An 18,104-nucleotide genomic window follows, 5' to 3' on the forward strand; every position below is an offset into this window, starting at 1 on the left:
GCCTTCACGGGACCGACACGCGGGTCATCCGTCCTACCTCTTGACGCGGTCACGACGGAATCCAAGAATGATCGCGCTCTGACAACGTTGTCCTAAGGAGTCTCCCATGCATCGGACCTCACGGCCGGGACTGCGCGGCCCGGCGGCCGTACTCGCCGCCGCCGCGCTCCTGGGCGGTGTCCTCCTCCCCGGGGCCACGGCCGAGGCCGCCCCCCGGAGCGACGGCCGGCTCACCGACCTGGTCAATCCGTTCATCGGCACCCAGAACGAGGGCAACACCTATCCCGGCGCCTCGGTGCCCTTCGGCATGGTGCAGCTCTCGCCGGACACCGGCCACAACACCGGGTACGACTACGGCGAGAACCACATCCGAGGCTTCTCCTCCGTCCACCTCTCCGGCGTCGGCTGCGGCCTCGGCGGCGACCTGCCGACGCTGCCCACCACCGGCGACGTCACCGAGACCGACTACGCGAAGTACGCTGCGGAGTTCAGCCACGACGACGAGAAGGCGAGCCCCGGCTACTACAGGGTCGGGCTGAAGACCGGCATCGAGGCCGAGCTGACCGCCACCCGGCGCACCGGGGTGCAGCGCTACACCTTCCCCGCCACCGACAAGGCCAACGTCCTGCTCAACGCGGGGCAGTCGCTGCACCGGACGCTCGGCTCCGACGTGGAGATCCTGGACAACCGCACCGTCCGGACGGCCATCACCGGCAGCGGCTTCTGCCAGGACACCAAGCCGTACACGGTCTACACGATCACCCGCTTCGACCGCCCCTTCACCGCCTCCGGCACCTGGAAGGGCGACACCGTCACCGAGGCGAAGAAGTCCGAGGCGACCGATGCCCGCAACGGCGCCTGGCTGCGGTTCGACACCACCGAGGACCGCACCGTCGAGGCCACCACGGCCCTCAGCTACGTCGATGCCAGGGGCGCCGCGCTCAACCTCCACGCCGAGGGAGGCCACGACTTCGACCACGTCCTGCGCGCCGCCGAACGCATCTGGGAGGACCGCCTGGAAGGCGTCAAGGCCCAGGGCGGCAGCGACGAACTGCGCCGGACCTTCTACTCCTCCCTCTACCGGTCCTTCCTCGCGCCCAACGTGGGCAGCGACGTGGACGGCCGCTACACCGGCTGGGACCAGAAGAAGCACAAGGCCACAGGCTTCACGTACTACCAGAACTGGTCGCTCTGGGACACCTACCGCACCCAGGCCCAGCTGCTCTCGCTGCTCGCCCCGCGCGAATCCCGCGACATGGCGATATCCGTCCTGCGCATCGACGCGGAGAGCGGCTGGCTGCCCAAGTGGGGCTACGGCACGGTCGAGACCAACATCATGACCGGCGACCCGGTCACCCCCTTCCTCACCAACGCCTACCAGCAGGGACTCCTGAAGGGGTACGAGGAGGAGGCCTACCGCGCCCTGAAGAAGAACGCGGACGGGGTGCCGCCCACCGGCTCCGCGCCCGTGGGCCGCGAGGCCAACGCGCAGTACCTGAAGGACGGCTTCGCCCCGTACATCAAGGGCAGGCCGCACGCGAAGCCCGGTGACTCCGACTTCGACCACGGCGCCTCCGCGACCCTGGAGTACGCCCTGGCCGACGGCATGCTCGCCGAGATGGCCCGCGACCTCGGCCACCAGGCCGACGCGGCACGCTACGAGGCCCGCGCCCAGAACTACCGGAAGATCTTCGACCCCTCCACCGGCTTCTTCCGCGCCCGTGACGCCGCCGGCGCGTTCACCGGCCCCGCCGACCCGGCCGAGAGCGAGGGCTTCCACGAGGGCACGTCCTGGCAGTACCAGTGGATGGTTCCGCAGGACATCCCCGGCATGGTCGGCCTCATCGGGGGGAAGGACGCCGCCAATCAGCGGCTCGACTCGTTCTTCGCGTACGACAAGCTCCTCGCCGACCCGGCGAAGACCGCGCGCGAGGTGTGGGTGAACGGCCCGTACGCCTACTACAACGCCGACAAGTACAACCCGCAGAACGAGCCCGACCTCATCGCCCCCTACACCTACCTCTCCACCGGCCGGCCCTGGAAGACGACGGACGTGGTGCACGCGGCCCTGACGCTCTTCACCAACGGCCCGACCGGCATGACCGGCAACGACGACCTCGGCACGATGTCCGCCTGGATGGTGCTGTCGTCCATCGGCGTCTTCCCGGTCCAGCCGGGCACCGACACCTGGGGCCTGTCCACGCCCGCGTTCGAGCGTGTCGACATCCGGCTCGACCGGCGCTACTACCCGCACGGCGCGCTGACCGTCAGCGCCCCCGGCACCTCGGACGCCGACCGCTACATCCAGTCCGCCAGGCTGGACGGCGCACAGCAGTCGCGTACGTACCTGACCACGCAGGACATCCGCTCGGCCCGCTCGCTCTCGTTCACGGTGGGCGCCGAGCCCTCGGCGTGGGGCACCTCGCCCGAGGACGCCCCGCCCGCTTTGAACTGACCGGGCGGCCGCACGGCCGAGCGCCCTTCTCCCGCAGGCAGGGAGAAGGGCGCTCGGCGTTTGCCTCTTCGCTACGCGGGAAGCGGCGGGTCGATCGCCTCGGCGACGCTCGGGAAGACCGGGACCGCGCTGTCCAGACCCAGAACGGAGATCAGCCGCTCCATGAAGACCGAGGGTGCGGCGAGCCGCAGCCGGGGACCGAGAGCCGTCTGTCCCTGCAGCAGCACGTTCACCGTCGTGGAGTCGGCGAAACTCACGTCCGAGAGGTCGACGACGACCGGCCCGGCACCCTCCCGCGACGCGTTCTCCAGCGCGGCGCCGAGGGGCGCCACGTTGTCGATGTCGAGGTCACCGGTTACCGCGAGCACCAACGCCCCACGTTCGTGCCGTGGGACGATCTGCATGGCGCGGCCGGCGCTGGGCGGTGGAAGCACGTTCACCTCGTGTTGCACTGGGCGGCGGGGGTAACGCCGCGATCGGACGGGCAGTTCGATTCTGCTCCGTCCCTGCTCGCGGCGGGAATGCTCAACGATAAAATTAACAGTTGCCATTTGACAACATTCTTCGTGGGGCAACAATCTGTACCGAACGATCAAGTGAGCGCCCGTCCGAGCGGCGCCTTCGGAACGCGGAAGCAGGGGCGTGCATGAAGCTAGGCGCTGTCCGCGACATCGTCGCGAAGCCGGGCGGCGGTACTCCGCGCACCGGTGAGCCGCTGCGATGCCGCCGAGCGGAAGGCGGTCAGCCCCACGGCCAGAGCGGCCACCTCGGAGGGCTGCATCCGCTCCAGCACGGCGGTCAGCTCCCGCGTGCGGATCGCCCGGTACTCCTCCAGCAGCTCCCGGCCCTGAAGGGTCAGCCTGAGTTCCACCTCCCGGCGGCTCGTCGGGCTCGGGTCTCGCTGGACCAGTCCCATGGCCTCCATCCGGTCGCACAGCCGGCTCACCGACGGCGCCCGCGAGCCGAGCGCCTCCCCGAGCGAGCGCAGGTTGCTCCCCTCCTGCTGCTCGATGACGAGGAGCGCGCGAAGCTGGGAGGGGGAGACCGCACCCCGGGCCGCGGCCTCCTGGCCACGCCCCCACAACACCTCCAGAAGCTCGGACGCGGCACAGACGTCCTCGGACACCTGTTCAGGGCGATGAGGGAGGCCGGTACGGTGGGGCATTCTTCCACTCTGTCACCCGTAGCGTGCTCCTGTCAGCCTCGCTCCGCTCCCACCACCCACCGAAGAATGGGCGAAGCAGCGTGAATGCCCCCACGCACATCGAACGAGCGCTCCGCGCGGCGCCGCCGTACGCCCTGGTGGACACGGTGCGCGAGGTACTCGCGAAGTCGTACGGCGCCCTCTCGGTGCAGCTGTTCCTCGCGGATTACGGGATGACCGTGCTCAACCCGGTCGACGCCGGCGACGGTCCCGGCCAGCCGCTCTCCCTGAACAACAGCCCCCAGGGCCGCGCCTTCGGCAGCCAGCGCCCGCACCAGGGCCGCACCGGCCCCGACGACGCGGCCGATCACCACTTCCCGGTCACCGTCCGGGGCGAACGCCTCGGCATCCTCACCGTCCGGCTGCCCTCCGCGCGTACCACCCCGCAGATCACGGACGACCTCACCCATGTGGCGGACCTCCTCGGCCACGAGATCGTCGTCGCCGAACGGGACACCGACCACTACCAGCGGGCCCGGCGCACCACGCGCCTCACTCTCGCCGCCGAGATGCAGTGGCAGCTGCTTCCGGCCAGGTCGTTCACCGCTGCCGAGTACGCCATAGGCGCCCAGCTCGAACCCGCCTACGCCATCCACGGCGACAACTTCGACTGGGCGGCGGAAGGCGACCAGCTCAGCGTCGCCGTGACCAACGGCATGGGGGAGGGCATCCGCGCCTCCCTCCTCACCAACCTCGCCGTCAACGCGCTTCGCAACGCCAGACGGGCCGGCATCGGCATCGCCGACCAGGCGGCCCTGGCCGACCAGGCCATCTACGAGCAGCACCGCGGCGCCGCCCACGTCTCCACCCTGCTGCTCCGCTTCGACCTGCCCACGGGATCGGTCGAGGCGGTGGACGCGGGCTCCCCGCAGCTGTGGCGCCTGCGCGGCCGCACGGTCACCCGGGTCGCGCTGGACGCCCAGCTCCCGCTGGGGATGTTCGAGGAGTCGCAGTACGCCGTGCAGCACCTCCAGGCCCGCCCCGGCGACCGGCTGCTGCTCGTCAGCGACGGGGTCTACGACGCGGTCTCCCCGCTCGGCGAGATGTTCGCGGAACGCGGCCTGCCCAGGGCGGTCCTCGCCACGCGCCTGCTGCCGGCGTCCGCCGTCCCCGGCGCGGTCCTGCGTGAACTGGCGGAACACCGGGCGTCGGACACGCTGGACGACGCCCTGGTCATGTGCATCGACTGGTTCGGCCGGCCCGGCGCCAGGGGCTGAGCCCGGCCGGCCCGGCGCCTGCCCGGCGCCCCCGGGCGGTTCAGCTGCTCAGCGTGAACTCGGCCCGGATCCGCTTGCCGACCGGCACCCGCTCGGCCGTGACGCGGTCGCACAGGGCCACCACGATCTCCATGCCGTGACCGCCCAGGCGGCTCGGGTCGGGGGCGTAGAAGACGGGCAGTGCGCTGCTGCTGTCGTACACCGTGATGCTGATCCGCTCCGCGGTGCCCTCCAGCTCCAGCAGATACGGGCCGTGGCTGTAGCGCTCCGCGTTGGTCACCAGCTCGCTGACGGCCAGCATCAGGTCGTTGCGGGTGTGCGTGCCGAGCACGGCCATCCACTCGGACACCAGCCTGCCGAGGAAGCGGTCTGCCAGGGCCCGCGCCTGGGAGATGCACCCCGGCTCGCCGGCGAACACTTCGGCGCTGTGCAATGCCTCCGTGGGCGGACAGCTCCCGGGGGAGTCGTCCGGCGGGGAGATCGCCTGTTCGTTCATGTGCTCCAGCCAGGGCGCAGCGGGGAGGTCGCAGACCTCTTTCTCGTGATCGTGTACCCGCGTCGGGAGATCCCACTCCCCTGCGTCGTCAGCGAATATTACGCGCGGCCGGGAAGCCGCACCACGGTGACGAAGAAGTCATCGATCTGCCGGACGGCCGCGATGAACTGGTCCAGGTCGACCGGCTTCGTGACGTAGGCGTTGGCGTGCAGCTTGTAGCTGCGCAGGATGTCCTCCTCGGCCGAGGAGGTCGTGAGCACGACGACGGGGATCAGCGCGAGTTCCGGGTCCTGCTTGATCTGCTCCAGCACCTGGCGGCCGTCGTACTTCGGCAGGTTCAGGTCGAGCAGGATCAGATCCGGCCGCGGCGCCTCCGTGTGCGCGCCCCGGCGGTAGAGGAAGTCGAGCGCCTCCTCGCCGTCGCGGACCACGTGGAGCGTGTTGCGGATCTTGTTGTCCTCGAACGCCTCACGAGTCATCAGCTCGTCGCCCGGGTCGTCCTCGACCAGCAGGACCTCGATGGGCTCTACGGGGGTGTTCACGTCGTCTCTCCGGAAGTCTCGGCGGGCAGGGCGGTGTCGTCCGGCTCCGCGGGCGCGGGGTCGGGGTCGGCGGGCAGCGAGAAGTGGACCCGCGCCCCCTCACGGGAGTCGGGATCGAGCCAGATCCTGCCCCCGTGGAACTCGATGATCTTGCGGCACAGGGCGAGGCCGATGCCGGTCCCGTCGTACTCGTCACGGGCGTGCAGGCGCTGGAAGATGACGAAGACCTTCTCCGCGAACTCCGGCGCGATACCGATCCCGTTGTCGGCGACCGTGAAATGCCAGTCGTCCCCCTCCCGCTCGCACCCGACCGTGATCACGCACGGTTCGTCGGGGCGGCGGAACTTCACGGCGTTCCCGATCAGGTTCTGCCAGATCATCGCGAGCGTCGTGGGGTCGCCGGTGACCGACGGAAGCGGGTTCTCGCGGACGACCGTGGTCCCCGACTCCTCGATCACCAGCGCGAGGTTGGCGAGCGCCCGGTCCAGGGACCGGTCGAGCTCCACGGGAGTCCAGCTGTCGTGGACCCGTCCGACCCGGGAGAAGGTCAGCAGGTCGTTGATGAGCACCTGCATGCGCTTGGCGCCGTCGACCGCGAAGTCGATGTACTGCTTGCCCCGGCCGTCGAGCTCGTTCCCGTACCGCTTGTCCAGCAGCTGGCAGAACGAAGCGACCTTGCGCAGCGGCTCCTGGAGGTCGTGCGAGGCCACGTACGCAAACTGCTCCAGCTCCGAGTTGGACCTCCGCAGCTCCACGGCCTGCTGTGCCAGTACGTCCTCCCGCTCCTGCACGGCGTCGAGCTCGGCGACCAGCCTGCCCCGCATCTCCTCGACCGCGGCTGCCACCGCACGTACGTCGGCGGGTCCGCGCACCTCGATCCGCTGCCGGCGGAAGCTGCTGGAGCGGACCCGCCGGGACGCCTCGGCGAGCGCGCTCAGCGGCCGCCCCACGGTGCGCTGGAGCAGCACGCTGAGGGCGACCACGCAGAGCGCGAAGACGACCAGCAGGGCGGCGAGCACCCGGTCCCGGGTGTGCCGGGCGTCGTCCAGCTCGCCGCGCACCCGGTCCCGGGCGGCGTCGAGATGGGCCTGCTGGGTGCCGTAGAGCTGCCGCAGCTCGTCGAAGGCGGCCTTGCTCTCGGCGGTCCTGGCGGAGGAGCGCGCCTGGGGGCCGTCGCGCCGGACAGCGGCGATCAGCGGGTCGGCGTGCACCCGGCGCCACTCCGCGGCGGCGGCGGCGATCCGGTCAAGGTCGCGGTTGTACGGCTGGCCGTCGCCCATCGCGGAGCGCACCCGGGCCAGCCGGTCCGTCTCCTCCTTCTTGCCGGCGGCGAACGGCTCCAGGAACGAGGCGTCACCGGTCAGCGCGAAGCCCCGTACCCCCGTCTCCTGGTTCAGCAGCGCGTTCTGGAGCTGGAAGGAGGCGGAGCGGGCCGGCTGGATGCGGTCGACCAGCTCGGTGGTCCGGTCCGAGATGCCGGCCAGGACCAGGCCGCCCGCCACCACACAGCCGCAGACGACCAGGACGAAGGCGGCCAGGATCAGGTGGACCCAGTTCTGTACGGACAGCCGCGCCCACCTGCCGGCGGGCCGTACGGCGGTGTCCGGTATCTCACTGCTCATGGGGGGTGCTTCTCCAGCCGAGGTGCAGGACGGCGACGTCGTCGGCGAGACCCCCGTGCGGGGCCGCCGCTTCCGAGGCGCCCGCGACCAGTGCGTCCACGAACGGACGGGCGGCGAGCGGGGCCATGTCCCGGGCCATCCCGAGAAGTCCCTCCTCGCCCAGCCTGCTGTGGGGTCCGGTGCGCCCTTCGAAGAGGCCGTCGGTGAACAGGACGACGGCGGCGCCGGGCGCGAGTTCCAGGTCGGTGGCCGACCACTGGCCGTGGCCCGGCAGCAGCCCCAGCGCCATCCCGCCCTCGGGCTCCACCCAGTCGACCTCCGAGCCGTGCCGGAGCAGCAGCCCGGGGTGGCCGGCCCGCATGACGCGCACGCGGTCGCCGCCGGGCGGAAAGGCCAGCGTGGTGACGGTCGCGAAGACATGGGGGTCGGAGCGCTCGGCGACCAGGATCGACTCCAGGAGCCCGAGCTGTTCCAGCGGGTCGGTGCCGCACAGGACGGCGGTGCGCCAGGCGACCCGCAGGCACACCCCGAGCGCCGCCTCTGCCGCACCGTGCCCCGAGACGTCGCCGATGACCGCCCACACCGTGCCGTCCGACGTCTGGACCACGTCGTAGAAGTCACCGCTGAGCAGCCCATGTGCCCGGCCCGGCTCGTAACGGGCCACGGCCTGGAAGCTGTCGTCGTTCAGCAGGGGGACGGGCAGCAGACCGCGCTCCAGGCGCGCGTTCTCCTGCGCCATCAACTGGTTGGCGCGCAGCGCGGAGGCGGCCCGCTCGACCTGCTTGCGCTGGAGGGCGTACCGGATCGCGCGCGCGAGGGTCTGCGGGTCGAGAAGGCCCTTCGTCAGGTAGTCCTGCGCGCCCGTCGCCACCGCCGCGAGCCCCGCGTCGGCCTCGGCCAGGCCGGTGAGCACCACGATGGCCGCGTCGGGGGAGGTCTCGACGATCTGGGTGACGGCCCGCAGGCCGTGCACGTCGGGCAGATGCAGGTCGAGCAGGACACAGACGGGAGCCTGGTGCGACCGCAGGAAGGTCAACGCCTCGGACAGGGTCTTGCACCACGTCAGTGTCGGGTCCAGCTCGCCGTCGGCGAGCATCTCCTCGACGAGCAGGGCGTCGCCCGCGTCGTCCTCGACCAGCAGGATGGTCCCGCTGACGTCCCACACGGATTCGCGGTCGTCCGCCTCGGACACCGCCTGGACCGGGAAGGTCCCCGGGACGGGAGGCCGGGCCGGGGCGCCCACGCGCATCTCAGCCACGTTTCGCTCTCTCCTTGCACCGTGCGGGCCACCCGCCTGGTCTGCGCAGCATATGTGAACGACGCCCGGCGATCTGCCGCCGGGCGTCGTTCACATCGTCTTCGGCCACACTCCGCCGGTGTGTGACCGATTCGGGAGGGTGGTCCGACCCGGGCCGGCTTACGCTCGCGCGCGCCCGAGGCCGTGAGGCTCAGGCTTCCACGGACATCCCCGCCCGCAGCCGCTTGACGATACGGGCGAGCAGCCGGGACACGTGCATCTGCGAGACCCCGAGCTCCGCGCCGATCTGAGCCTGCGTCATCTCCTCGCCGAACCGCATCTGGACGATCCGGCGCTCGCGCTCGTCCAGCTGCTCCAGCAGGGGCGCCAGCGTGTGCAGGTTCTCGACGGTCTCCATGCCGGGGTCGGCCTCGCCGATCACATCGGCGAGCGACCGCTGCTCGTTGCCGGAGTCCGTCTCGGCGCTGGGGGTGTCGAGCGATCCCGCCGAGTACCCGTTGGCCGCGACCAGGCCCTCGATGATCTCCTCCTCGGACAGATCGAGGTGGGCGGCAAGCTCGGCGACCGTCGGATCGCGGTCCAGCCGCGCCGACAGCGCCTCCTTCGCCTTCGCGAGATCGACCCGCAGCTCCTGGAGCCGGCGCGGTACGTGCACCGCCCAGGTGGTGTCCCGGAAGAAGCGCTTGATCTCGCCGACGATGTAGGGGACGGCGAATGTGGCGAACTCCACCTCGCGCGAGAGGTCGAAGCGGTCGATGGCCTTGATCAGACCGATGGTGCCGACCTGGATGATGTCCTCGGTGTCGTCACCGCCGCGATTGCGGAACCGCGAAGCGGCGTACCGCACCAGCGAGAGGTTCATCTCGATGAGGGTGTTGCGCGCGTACTGGTACTCGTGCGTGCCCTCCTCCAGCGTCTGCAGCTGGTCCAGGAACATCTTGGAGAGGGCCCGGGCGTCCTTGGGGGCGACCTTTCCGGTGTCCTCGATCCACGGCAGCTCCGCAGTCCCCGCACCGAGGTGCGCGCCGTCCTCTCCGGTGAGCGTGCACGCGTCGCCGAGAAGTCCGTCGGTCTGCTCCGTCGTGGTCGCCATGATGTGTGGCCCCTCCTGCTGGATCGCCAAGTGCTTCGCGCACCGCCTGCCCCGGATTCGCGATGCCATGCACAACCGGTGCGAACTTTTTTCGCGCTCCTTCCGCCCGGCCCGTCCTCACCCGATCGGAGCAGCTCGCGGATCATGGCAAACTTGACCGAGCCCCACGCCCCCGGTGAGGCCGGCGGCACGAGCACAGAGGAACGGCGATGACGGTGACAGAGGACGGCCCCGAGATCGTGGCCGGGACCGAGACATTCGGTCCCGGTATCGACCCCGAGCGGCTCGCCGTCTGCCTGAGCGTGCTGGATGAACTCGACACCATCGAGGTCGACCACCCGGACGCCGTCGCGGTGCGCCGGGCCACGGCAGGGATCTACCGGACCGTGAAGCAGCGCCGCCGCCAGGAGCGCCGGGCCGCCAAGACCGCGCACGACAAGGCGGTGACCGAGGCCACCGCCACCGGCTCGGCCGAGCGCATTGACGACGAGACCCAGGGGGTCCTGCCGTCGTCGTCCGCCAGGAGCGAGATCGCCGGCATCCTCCAGCGGCCCCGGTCCTGCTACGTGTGCAAGACGCGGTACGTCGAGGTCGACGCGTTCTACCACCAGCTCTGCCAGGACTGCGCCCGGGAGAACCGTGCCCGCCGCGACGCGCGCACCGACCTGACGGGCCGCCGGGCGCTGCTCACCGGCGGCCGCGCCAAGATCGGCATGTACATCGCGCTGCGGCTGCTCCGTGACGGGGCGCACACCACGATCACCACGCGCTTCCCCAACGACGCGATCCGCCGCTTCAAGGCGATGGAGGACAGCGACGAGTGGATCCACCGCCTGAAGATCGTCGGCATCGATCTGCGCGATCCGGCCCAGGTCGTCGCCCTCGCCGACTCGGTGGCCGCCGAGGGCCCGCTCGACATCCTGATCAACAACGCGGCCCAGACGGTACGCCGCTCCCCGCAGGCGTACAGCGAACTGCTGGCGGCCGAGTCCGCCCCGATGCCCGCCGGTGAGCTGCCCGCGGCCGAGGTCATCGGCACCTTCGGCAGCGGCAGCATCGACCGCGTCGCCGCGCTGCCCGCCGCCCGCAAGGAGCTGCTGAGCGCGCAGGAGGTCACGGACCTGGCCCTGGTCAGCGGTTCGGCCTCGCCGGCCCGGATCGCCGCCGGCACCGCGATCGACGCGGGCGGTCTCGTTCCGGACCTGCACGACACCAACAGCTGGATCCAGACAGTCGACGAGGTCGAGCCGATCGAGCTGCTGGAAGTCCAGCTCTGCAACTCCACGGCGCCGTTCATCCTGATCAGCCGGCTCCGCCCGGCCATGGCGGCGACCGCGGCCAAGCACTCCTACGTGGTCAACGTCTCCGCGATGGAGGGCGTGTTCGGACGCGGCTACAAGGGCGCCGGGCACCCGCACACCAACATGGCCAAGGCCGCGCTGAACATGCTGACCCGCACCAGCGCCCAGGAGATGTTCGAGAAGGACGGCGTCCTGATGACCGCCGTCGACACCGGCTGGATCACCGACGAGCGCCCGCACCCGGACAAGATGCGGCTGGCGGAGGAGGGCTTCCACGCCCCGCTCGACCTGGTCGACGGCGCCGCCCGGGTCTACGACCCCATCGTGCGCGGCGAGGCCGGCGAGGTGCTGTACGGATGCTTCCTGAAGGACTACGCCCCCGCCAACTGGTAAGGGGGGCGGGGCGGACGCCCCGGAGTGCGGAGACCCGGCAGGGATGATTTCCTGGCCGGGTCTTTTCCGTACACGGTGGCTGAAAGTGACCCACAGCACACGATCCATCGAGCGCGGAAGCGCTCATCTGGTTACTCTGATGTGAACGGACGTCATCGAGGAGTCCACGAACCTTCCTCGACCGTCCTGGGACAGGCTTGTCAACCAAGTCGCCGTCCCGCCCCCGTACCCGGCGCCACCGCGACCGAACTGTTCCTGCCCCTGCCCCGCATGGGCGGCTGATTCCCGGCAATGAGAACCGGAGCGTCGGCGACGCCCGGGGCTACGCGACACGAAGGAGTGCGCGGTGACGACACCGGAATTGACGAAGCAAGAGAAGCGGCCTGCCGAACGGCATGGAAAGCCGGGGCGCGGCAGCGACAAGCTCCAGAACATCGAGGTCTGGGCCAGGTCCGCCCCGATCCGCCTGGCCGGCTACGAGGACGACCTCGCCGAGCCGCACATCCTGCCCGGCATCGACTGATTCCCCGGACACCCGCTGTGGCCCGCCCCCGCCGGGGCGGGCCACAGCACGTTCTGCCGTTCCTCGGAACACCGCGCGCGCCACGGCGGCCCACTTCCGGACCGCCGAGCGCCTGGGGGAGCTGGTCCCGGGCCGGCGGGTGGCGAGCGACGACGAACTGGTCCAGCGGATCAGCCGGCTGCTGCGGGCCCGCGAGAGCGGGAAGCAGCCGCTCAGGCCCGGGTCGGGCGCAGGAAGTCGCGGACGAACGTGCGGTGCCACCAGCAGCCGGTGGCCCGCAGTTCGGACCACGTGGTGAACCGGTAGCGGAAGACCCTGGCCCGCACCTGGGCGGGCGGGGCGTCCGGGAACGGGTTGTGCCGCAGCAGCCGCAGCGTGTCCCGGTCGTTCTCCAGCAGCCGCTCCACGAACGGCCCGAACCAGGACCTGGCGTACGCGGGGGAGAGCGCCGCGAACCACATCATCCAGTCGAGCCGCAGATGGTACGGGGCGAACTGGCGCGGCATCCGGCGCGGATCGCCGGGCTTGCCCCGGAAGCCGTACTCCTTCCACACCGTGCCGGGGTGCACCACCGCGTCCGCCGTGCCCTCGACCACCACCTCCAGGCGGACCCGGCTGATGCTGCCGAAGGCGCCGTACGTGTTGACCAGGTGCAGCGGGTCGAAGGACCGGTTCATCACCTGGCGGCGGGAGACCAGATTGCGGGCCGGGCGATAGCTGAGGAGCAGGACCAGCGCGGTGACCGCGATGACCACCACCTCGTACCAGACGGGCGCGCCCCGCTGGGCCGGCGGTTCGGTCAGCGGCGACCAGTCGATGGCCGGCAGGGCGAGCGTGATGGTCAGCCAGTTCAGCCAGGCGAAGTTCCCCGAGAGCACCAGCCACAACTGCGTGACGACCATCAGTCCGGCCGCCGCGCTCGCCACCGGCTGCGGGGTGAACAGCAGCACCGGGACGAGCAGCTGCGTCGCATGGTTGGCCGCGACCTCCACCCGGTGCACGGGGCGGGGGAGATGGTGGAAGAACCAGCTCAGCGGGCCCGGCATCGGCTGCGTCTCGTGGTGGAAGTCCAGACACGTCAGGTTCCGCCAGCAGGCGTCGCCGCGCCACTTGATGAGCCCGGCGCCGAACTCCAGCCGGAACAGCACCCATCGCAACAGCCAGAGCACCAGCACCGGTGGCGCCGTGCCCGCGTTCCCCAGGAAGACGGCGAGGAAGCCCGTCTCGAGAAGCAGCGATTCCCAGCCGAAGCCGTACCAGACCCCGCCCACCTGCACGATCGACAGATACAGCAGCCACGGCACCGCCCAGAGCGCCATCGCGGCCCCCAGCGGCACCAGGTTGTCCGCCCCGGCGATCAGCGCGACGGAGACGGCGCACCCGGTCCAGGCGACCGCGGCGAAGAAGCGGTCGGAGCAGTGGAGCCGGAAGAGCCCCGGGGCGGTGCGCCAGGACGTACGCCGCAACTGCCCGGTCGCGGGCAGCATGCCGTGCTCCCCGATCAGCGCCCGGAACTGAAGCGCGGCGGCGAGGAAGGCGGTCAGGTAGATGACGGCGAGGGCCTTCTGGAAGACCAGCCGTCCGAGCCAGTACCCGTCAGCGGTGAACCACTCCATCGCCACCAGTATGGCCCGGCGTCCCCGGGCTCAGCGGATGTGCGCCTCGCGCCGCTCGCGCTCCTCCGTGACGATCCGGCGCAGCGTACGGCCGAGCCGGCGGGCGTACCACCGCTGGAGCGGCGGCACCAGCGGACCGCCGAGCCGCGAGTACCAGCGGGCAGGCCGGCTGAACGCCGTCACGGTGAACGAGACCGTGCCGTCCTCGGCGAGTTCGGCCACGAAGCACTCCTCGCCGCGCTCGGGGTGGCCGGTCTCCGTCCCGTATCCGAACCCGGTCCGGGCGGGCCCGTACTCGGCCCAGACGACCTGGCAGGGGACGGCGAGCCGCAGCGGGCCGGCCTGGACCGCCACCCGAACGGCCGCCCCCGTCTCGGCGCGCGGCGCGGAGGTCTCCACGCGTGCTCCCGACCGGCGATGCAGACGGAACTCGGTGATCGCGGCACCGGCCGCCTCGAAGTCGGCGTGTCCGCGCCCGACCCGGGCGCGGTGGCGCAGGTGGTTGTAGCCGTCGGGGAGCGGGCCGAGACGGGTGGCCCCGACTTCCGGATAGGTGAGGCTGTTCATCGAGTGCTTCCTTCGTCATGGAGGTGCAGGCGCTGCCAGGCGAGGACCGAGCAGAGTGCGAACCCGAGCGCGTTGCCCACGCCGTGGGTGGCGGCCATCCAGAGGAGGCCGGGATGCGGCATTCCGGTCGCCTCTCCCAGCGCCCAGGTCAGGGCGAGGACCATGGTCCCGGCGAGCACGGCGGCCGAGACGGCGAGCAGCAGCCGGGTGACACGGTCGCGCTGGGCGGGCCGGATCGTCCGCCACGTCAGCAGCGCCACGGTCCACATCCCCGCCGTCAGCACCACCGCTCCGGCGAGTTCGGCCCAGTCGCCGATGAAATAGCCGGCCAGCACGAACAGGGTGCCCAGAGGGACGCTGAGCGCCGCGAACCGGCCCGCCGGGCCATCGGCCACCCGGCTCACCAGACCCGCCACCAGGGCGGCGGCGAACCCGGCGAAGTGGAAGTGAGGCACAGTCAGGGCCAGGATGCCGAGGCCGAAGCCGAACAAGGGGTGGCCGGCGCGTTCGGCGACCAGCGCGGTGGCGGCGACGGCCGGCGTCATCAGTGCGGTGAGCAGGGCGATCTCGGCGGGCGCGGTGGCCGGGGACCGCAGGGGCCCGTCGCGGCGGGCGACGCGGGGCAGGGCGTGGAGGGCGAGCAGCGAGGCTCCGGCGCCGTAGCAGAGGGCCAGGGCGGTGGCGGCCGGACCACGCGGCAGCCAGAGGCAGAGGGCGCCGGGGGCGGCGAAGAGCGGCCACAACCGCCGGATCCGGTCCAGCTCCGGGACGTCCGCCAGCCGCAGCCCGGCCGGCACGATCACGAGCATGCCCAGCGTCACGATCAGCCCGACCAGGACCGACATGGCCCACCCCCCGACTTGAACACGTTCAAATTGTCGTCGCGCCCCGACTCTACGGCCTGACCTGAACACGTTCAAGACAGCGGGTGCGCCGACTCCGCTCGTCCGTCCCGGTGGAAGGCGTCCGGCTTGCGGGCGGGGGGGAAGTACGGCAGACATGAGGGGATGATCCGGCACCCGTGAGCAGGCAGGAGGCGCCGTCGTGCACGCACGCACCCGTCTACGGCGCACCGTGGCGGCCCTCCTTTCCCTCGGCACGCTCCTTGCCGCCGGATGTGCCCAGGACGCCTCCGAGGGCACAGAGGCGGCCGGTACCGGGGAAGTCCTCCTGCAGCCCGCGTCCGACCCCGGGACCGCCCCCTTCACCGCCTCCACCGCGGGCGGCCCCGGCCTTCCCCGGGCCGCTCCCCGGACCGGGGCACCCCGCTCCCCGTCGGCACCCGGCCGGGCGCTCAGGCGCACCGGATCGACGCCGGGCCTGTACGCCGGAACACGCGCCGTCCCCTCCTGCGACGTCGAGGCGCAGATCCGGATGCTTGCCGTGGACCCGGCGCGGGAAGAGGCGTTCGCGCACACCGTGTCCGTCGCCCGCGACCAGGTCGCCGGCTTCCTGCGCGGCCTGACCCCCGTCCTGCTGCGCGCCGACACCCTGGTCACCGGGCACGGCTTCCGGGACGGCTCCGTCATCACCTACCAGTCCGTGTTGCAGGCAGGCACCGCGGTCATGGTCGACGACCGGGGGCTGCCCCGGGTCCGCTGCGTCTGCGGCAACCCGCTGGACCCGCCGTCCGGCCCCGGGGACGCGGCGGCCGGGACAGGGAAGCGGTGGGAGGGGTACGACCCGGCGCGGACCGTCGTGGTCGAGCCCGCCGTGCGACCCGTGGCGGAGCTGGTGATCGCCGACCTGGCCCACCACAGCTGGATCGCCCGCCCGGCCGGCGACGAGGGCACCGGCGACCGTCTTCCCGAGGAGCCGCCGCCGTACACCCCCGACACCGACATCACCGGCCCGCTCCCCGACGTACCGCCGCCGGGCACGAAGCGGCCGAAGTCCCCGACGGAGTCCGAGCGGCCGGAGGAGCCCATGCCGTCCCGGTCCCCCGAGGACTGCCCGACGCTCGGCGTTCCCACGCCGGAGACGCCCACACCGCCCGGTGAGCCGGCGGCGGCCGGCCGCGTACCCGCCCGGGCGCCGGGGGAAACACGCTGCCCGACACCGACCGGCGAGCCCACGGACGAGCCTTCCGGGGTGCCGTCGGCGCCGGACCGGCCGCCCGGGTCCGACGAGCCGCCGACGTCCATCCGGCTGCCCCGGGGCGCCGACGACGGTTTTGCCGCGCGGTGGTGAGGGGCGGCGGCCTCACTCCTCGGTGGGCAGCCAGTTGCCGTGGAGGCCCAGGGGGACGCGGACCGGGATGCGGACCCGGGCCACCGGTCCCGACGCCGGGTCCTCGGACGGGATGACGAGCAGCCAGCTGGTCCCGTCGGTGCGGTCGGTCGCGTACGTCATCCAGTAGCCGCCCTCACCCGGCCCGGTCCCGGGGACGGGCGCGAACACCGGCTCACCCACCGAGAGGTCCCCGGCCCGCCACACCACATGCGGGCCGCAGGGGTCGTTGCCGTCGTACCAGCGCAGTGCGTCGTACTCGCCCGGCAGCAGGTCCTGGCCGCCGGAGTCCGAGGCCACGGCCAGCTGGTGGTGGCGCCTGCCGATCAGCCGGTCGTCGGTGCGCGGGAGCTCCATCCGGACGTCGTCCAGCACGGTCCGGCGCATCGTGCCCGCGACGGGATCGATGACCGCGCGCACCAGACCCGCGCGGTTGGGTCCCGCCCCCTCGGCGGGCGCGCCCAGGGACAGGCGGGTCCACTGCACGTAGTCCAGCACCACATCGCCGCCACCGGGCTCGGTGTCGTACGCGTTGACCGTGTGCCACAGCCAGAAGGCGTCGTCCGACGCCCAGCGGACCGGGCCGCCGTCGCGCGGGACCAGGGCGAGGCGGGTCCCGCGTTCGGGGCGCCAGCCGAGCATCGAGCCGCCGTTCATGGCCGCCGCGATGTCGAAGAACACCGGTGCCATCACGATTACCAGGAAGCGAGGGGTGATCGCCATGTCGTGGATCATCATCGGCTCGTCGGCCCCGTCCACCGGTGTGGGTCCCCGGAGCACGTCGCCCTGGGGGCCGATCGCCGACCAGGTGAGATAGGGCGGCTCCAGGCCGTAACAGAAGACCAGCATCTCGCCCGTGATCGGGTCCGTCTTCGGATGCGCGGTGATGCCCGCCGGGAGCGCCCCGCCGAAGGTCTCCTTGCCGACGGTCGCCAGGTCGGGCCTCATGAGGAACGGGCAGTCGGACTCGGCGAGCGCCAGCAGCCGTCCCGCGTGGCGCACCACGTTGATGTCGGGCATGTCGCGGAAGGTGCCGGCCAGCTCCGGTCCGACGTCCGGCTCCTGCGGCAGGATCATCGACTCGATGCCGCCCCACAACGCCCGTCCCGCCCGCTCCTCGGCGACCACGGCGGGTGTCCGGACGAACCGGTTGCGGTAGCGGGCCCGGCCGCCGGAGATCCACACGCCGTGCAGCATGCCGTCGCCGTCGATCGGGTAGAGGTACGAACCGATCGGCGTGAAGCGAGGGTTGGGCCCGTTGCGCAGGAACACCCCGTCCAGCTCGCCCGGCAGTGCGCCCGTCACGTCAAGGTCCGCCTGGTCCACCTCCTCGGTCACGGGGGCGAATCGCCCCGAGAGGTGGACGACCCGGCTCGGGTCGAAGGCGTGTGCGGCATGTGCGGCCATGGCGGCCTCCCTTGCCGGGACGTGGGGCGCACCCGGATGCGTGCCGGACTGACTCTCCATTCAATCCCCGGCCCGGGACCGCCGCAACGCCCGGCGGCGTGGTCCTCCCGGAGGCCGGCGACCGGCTCGTTGGCGTCGCCCTGCGTGTGGCCGAGCCGGCCGCCCGGGCCCCGCTGGATCC

The 18,104-nt window shown here is 71.8% G+C and carries 16 protein-coding genes; 5 read left to right on the plus strand and 11 right to left on the minus strand.

Features of this window, described 5'->3' with window-relative positions; all coding sequences use genetic code 11:
• Nucleotides 1-106: 106 nt before the first annotated feature.
• A complete protein-coding gene (locus ACLQ2N_RS28720; RefSeq protein WP_425817414.1) occupies nt 107-2,455 on the plus strand; it encodes a GH92 family glycosyl hydrolase in 2,349 nt (782 codons plus the stop codon).
• Between the two features lie 71 nt (nt 2,456-2,526).
• Here ACLQ2N_RS28720 and ACLQ2N_RS28725 read toward each other — a convergent pair whose 3' ends face one another.
• On the minus strand, nt 2,527-2,859 hold the full coding sequence (locus ACLQ2N_RS28725) for an STAS domain-containing protein (protein ID WP_425817693.1): 333 nt from the start codon (nt 2,857-2,859) through the stop codon (nt 2,527-2,529).
• A 248-nt stretch (nt 2,860-3,107) separates the two neighbouring features.
• Nucleotides 3,108-3,620, minus strand: a complete 513-nt coding sequence (locus ACLQ2N_RS28730; protein ID WP_425817416.1) for a MarR family winged helix-turn-helix transcriptional regulator — start codon at nt 3,618-3,620, stop codon at nt 3,108-3,110.
• Nucleotides 3,621-3,700: 80 nt separating this feature from the next.
• On the opposite strand from ACLQ2N_RS28730, the gene ACLQ2N_RS28735 reads away from it, so the two are divergent.
• Nucleotides 3,701-4,876: a PP2C family protein-serine/threonine phosphatase gene (locus ACLQ2N_RS28735; RefSeq protein ID WP_425817418.1), complete on the plus strand. Its 1,176-nt coding sequence runs from the start codon at nt 3,701-3,703 to the stop codon at nt 4,874-4,876.
• A 40-nt stretch (nt 4,877-4,916) separates the two neighbouring features.
• On the opposite strand, the gene ACLQ2N_RS28740 is transcribed toward ACLQ2N_RS28735, so the two are convergent.
• The 5 genes from ACLQ2N_RS28740 to ACLQ2N_RS28760 all read right to left on the minus strand — a co-directional run bounded on the left by ACLQ2N_RS28740 (nt 4,917) and on the right by ACLQ2N_RS28760 (nt 9,887).
• Nucleotides 4,917-5,372 carry an ATP-binding protein gene (locus ACLQ2N_RS28740; RefSeq protein ID WP_383301886.1) on the minus strand — a complete coding sequence of 152 codons (456 nt, stop codon included), beginning with the start codon at nt 5,370-5,372 and terminating at the stop codon, nt 4,917-4,919.
• 98 nt (nt 5,373-5,470) lie between these two features.
• On the minus strand, nt 5,471-5,914 hold the full coding sequence (locus tag ACLQ2N_RS28745) for a response regulator (protein ID WP_403986978.1): 444 nt from the start codon (nt 5,912-5,914) through the stop codon (nt 5,471-5,473).
• Nucleotides 5,911-7,536, minus strand: coding sequence for a sensor histidine kinase (locus ACLQ2N_RS28750; RefSeq protein ID WP_425817421.1), 1,626 nt, complete (start codon nt 7,534-7,536; stop codon nt 5,911-5,913). The genes ACLQ2N_RS28745 and ACLQ2N_RS28750 overlap by 4 nt, the downstream gene beginning before the upstream one ends.
• Nucleotides 7,526-8,785 (minus strand): PP2C family protein-serine/threonine phosphatase, encoded by a 1,260-nt coding sequence (locus tag ACLQ2N_RS28755; protein ID WP_425817695.1) that lies wholly within the window; start codon nt 8,783-8,785, stop codon nt 7,526-7,528. The genes ACLQ2N_RS28750 and ACLQ2N_RS28755 overlap by 11 nt, the downstream gene beginning before the upstream one ends.
• A gap of 199 nt (nt 8,786-8,984) precedes the next feature.
• Nucleotides 8,985-9,887: an RNA polymerase sigma factor SigF gene (locus tag ACLQ2N_RS28760; RefSeq protein ID WP_425817423.1), complete on the minus strand. Its 903-nt coding sequence runs from the start codon at nt 9,885-9,887 to the stop codon at nt 8,985-8,987.
• A 209-nt stretch (nt 9,888-10,096) separates the two neighbouring features.
• Here ACLQ2N_RS28760 and ACLQ2N_RS28765 point away from each other — a divergent pair, with 209 nt between their 5' ends.
• Nucleotides 10,097-11,581 (plus strand): SDR family NAD(P)-dependent oxidoreductase, encoded by a 1,485-nt coding sequence (locus ACLQ2N_RS28765; protein WP_425817424.1) that lies wholly within the window; start codon nt 10,097-10,099, stop codon nt 11,579-11,581.
• A 346-nt stretch (nt 11,582-11,927) separates the two neighbouring features.
• The gene (locus ACLQ2N_RS28770) at nt 11,928-12,104 is read left to right on the plus strand and encodes a hypothetical protein (RefSeq protein WP_425817425.1); all 177 of its coding nucleotides are present in this window, start codon (nt 11,928-11,930) and stop codon (nt 12,102-12,104) included.
• Nucleotides 12,105-12,316: 212 nt separating this feature from the next.
• Here the strand turns inward: ACLQ2N_RS28770 and ACLQ2N_RS28775 are convergent, their stop codons facing one another.
• The 3 genes from ACLQ2N_RS28775 to ACLQ2N_RS28785 are packed head-to-tail and all read right to left on the minus strand — an operon-like array spanning nt 12,317 to nt 15,132.
• Nucleotides 12,317-13,720 carry a lipase maturation factor family protein gene (locus ACLQ2N_RS28775; protein ID WP_425817427.1) on the minus strand — a complete coding sequence of 468 codons (1,404 nt, stop codon included), beginning with the start codon at nt 13,718-13,720 and terminating at the stop codon, nt 12,317-12,319.
• A 30-nt stretch (nt 13,721-13,750) separates the two neighbouring features.
• Complete coding sequence (locus tag ACLQ2N_RS28780) at nt 13,751-14,287, minus strand: DUF1990 family protein (RefSeq protein WP_425817429.1); 537 nt, start codon at nt 14,285-14,287, stop codon at nt 13,751-13,753.
• The gene (locus tag ACLQ2N_RS28785) at nt 14,284-15,132 is read right to left on the minus strand and encodes a YndJ family protein (RefSeq protein WP_425817431.1); all 849 of its coding nucleotides are present in this window, start codon (nt 15,130-15,132) and stop codon (nt 14,284-14,286) included. The genes ACLQ2N_RS28780 and ACLQ2N_RS28785 overlap by 4 nt, the downstream gene beginning before the upstream one ends.
• A gap of 199 nt (nt 15,133-15,331) precedes the next feature.
• Between ACLQ2N_RS28785 and ACLQ2N_RS28790 the strand changes: the two genes are divergently transcribed.
• Complete coding sequence (locus tag ACLQ2N_RS28790; protein ID WP_425817433.1) at nt 15,332-16,477, plus strand: DUF6777 domain-containing protein; 1,146 nt, start codon at nt 15,332-15,334, stop codon at nt 16,475-16,477.
• A gap of 12 nt (nt 16,478-16,489) precedes the next feature.
• Here the strand turns inward: ACLQ2N_RS28790 and ACLQ2N_RS28795 are convergent, their stop codons facing one another.
• Complete coding sequence (locus ACLQ2N_RS28795) at nt 16,490-17,923, minus strand: carotenoid oxygenase family protein (RefSeq protein ID WP_425817435.1); 1,434 nt, start codon at nt 17,921-17,923, stop codon at nt 16,490-16,492.
• Between the last annotated feature and the right edge of the window lie 181 nt (nt 17,924-18,104).

The sequence above is a fragment of the Streptomyces sp. DT224 genome (genome assembly GCF_049844595.1).
Classification (GTDB): Bacteria; Actinomycetota; Actinomycetes; order Streptomycetales; family Streptomycetaceae; genus Streptomyces.

What these genes read in the sequence shown, in the direction of transcription:
- ACLQ2N_RS28720 (WP_425817414.1), top strand. Translation starts at nt 107, where the DNA reads ATGCATCGGACCTCACGGCCGGGACTGCGCGGCCCGGCGGCCGTACTC.
- ACLQ2N_RS28725 (WP_425817693.1), bottom strand. Translation starts at nt 2,859, where the DNA reads ATGCAGATCGTCCCACGGCACGAACGTGGGGCGTTGGTGCTCGCGGTA.
- ACLQ2N_RS28730 (WP_425817416.1), bottom strand. Translation starts at nt 3,620, where the DNA reads ATGCCCCACCGTACCGGCCTCCCTCATCGCCCTGAACAGGTGTCCGAG.
- ACLQ2N_RS28740 (WP_383301886.1), bottom strand. Translation starts at nt 5,372, where the DNA reads ATGAACGAACAGGCGATCTCCCCGCCGGACGACTCCCCCGGGAGCTGT.
- ACLQ2N_RS28750 (WP_425817421.1), bottom strand. Translation starts at nt 7,536, where the DNA reads ATGAGCAGTGAGATACCGGACACCGCCGTACGGCCCGCCGGCAGGTGG.
- ACLQ2N_RS28755 (WP_425817695.1), bottom strand. Translation starts at nt 8,785, where the DNA reads ATGCGCGTGGGCGCCCCGGCCCGGCCTCCCGTCCCGGGGACCTTCCCG.
- ACLQ2N_RS28760 (WP_425817423.1), bottom strand. Translation starts at nt 9,887, where the DNA reads ATGGCGACCACGACGGAGCAGACCGACGGACTTCTCGGCGACGCGTGC.
- ACLQ2N_RS28765 (WP_425817424.1), top strand. Translation starts at nt 10,097, where the DNA reads ATGACGGTGACAGAGGACGGCCCCGAGATCGTGGCCGGGACCGAGACA.
- ACLQ2N_RS28775 (WP_425817427.1), bottom strand. Translation starts at nt 13,720, where the DNA reads ATGGAGTGGTTCACCGCTGACGGGTACTGGCTCGGACGGCTGGTCTTC.
- ACLQ2N_RS28780 (WP_425817429.1), bottom strand. Translation starts at nt 14,287, where the DNA reads ATGAACAGCCTCACCTATCCGGAAGTCGGGGCCACCCGTCTCGGCCCG.
- ACLQ2N_RS28785 (WP_425817431.1), bottom strand. Translation starts at nt 15,132, where the DNA reads ATGTCGGTCCTGGTCGGGCTGATCGTGACGCTGGGCATGCTCGTGATC.
- ACLQ2N_RS28795 (WP_425817435.1), bottom strand. Translation starts at nt 17,923, where the DNA reads ATGGCCGCACATGCCGCACACGCCTTCGACCCGAGCCGGGTCGTCCAC.